Origin of the sequence: Granulicatella sp. 572.rep1_STHE, from assembly GCF_001073445.1 — a bacterium.
Taxonomy (GTDB): domain Bacteria; phylum Bacillota; class Bacilli; order Lactobacillales; family Aerococcaceae; genus Granulicatella; species Granulicatella adiacens.
On sequence record NZ_JVBO01000028.1, the window covers coordinates 1 to 699 of the forward strand.

Sequence of the window (699 nt, forward strand, 5' to 3'; positions counted from 1 at the left end):
TGTAGGGGTTAACATGCCTGCCTGTCACGCAGGAGATCGCGGGTTCGATTCCCGTCGGGACCGTTAGATGAATATAATATTCGCTAGGCTCGGTAGCTCAGTTGGTAGAGCACTTGATTGAAGCTCAAGGTGTCGGCAGTTCGATTCTGTCCCGAGCCATTCTAAATATAATGCGGGTGTAGTTTAGTGGTAAAACTACAGCCTTCCAAGCTGTTGTCGCGAGTTCGATTCTCGTCACCCGCTTTAAATATTTAGGGCCTATAGCTCAGCTGGTTAGAGCGCACGCCTGATAAGCGTGAGGTCGATGGTTCGAGTCCATTTAGGCCCATTAATAACTTTGTTATTAGAAAATAATAAAATCTTGGATGATGGGGAAGTACTCAAGAGGCTGAAGAGGCGCCCCTGCTAAGGGTGTAGGTCGGGAAACCGGCGCGAGGGTTCAAATCCCTCCTTCTCCGTTTTATTATTTGTTATCCTGGCCCGTTGGTCAAGCGGTTAAGACACCGCCCTTTCACGGCGGTAACACGGGTTCGAGTCCCGTACGGGTCATATTTGGAGGTTTAGCTCAGCTGGGAGAGCATCTGCCTTACAAGCAGAGGGTCAGCGGTTCGATCCCGTTAACCTCCATCTCATAGTGGTTCCGTGGTGTAGGGGTTAACATGCCTGCCTGTCACGCAGGAGATCGCGGGTTCGATTCCC

General features: G+C 50.8%; 6 tRNA genes. All 6 read left to right on the top strand.

Annotated features, from left to right (window positions below):
• Positions 1 to 86: 86 nt before the first annotated feature.
• A tRNA-Phe gene (locus ADH99_RS06415) sits at positions 87 to 159 on the top strand.
• Positions 160 to 172: 13 nt separating this feature from the next.
• Positions 173 to 243, top strand: a tRNA-Gly gene (locus ADH99_RS06420).
• An 11-nt stretch (positions 244 to 254) separates the two neighbouring features.
• A tRNA-Ile gene (locus tag ADH99_RS06425) sits at positions 255 to 328 on the top strand.
• 42 nt (positions 329 to 370) lie between these two features.
• Positions 371 to 458: transfer RNA gene (locus tag ADH99_RS06430), tRNA-Ser, on the top strand.
• A gap of 19 nt (positions 459 to 477) precedes the next feature.
• Positions 478 to 549 (top strand) — tRNA-Glu (locus ADH99_RS06435).
• 5 nt (positions 550 to 554) lie between these two features.
• Positions 555 to 627 (top strand) — tRNA-Val (locus ADH99_RS06440).
• Positions 628 to 699 lie beyond the last annotated feature (72 nt).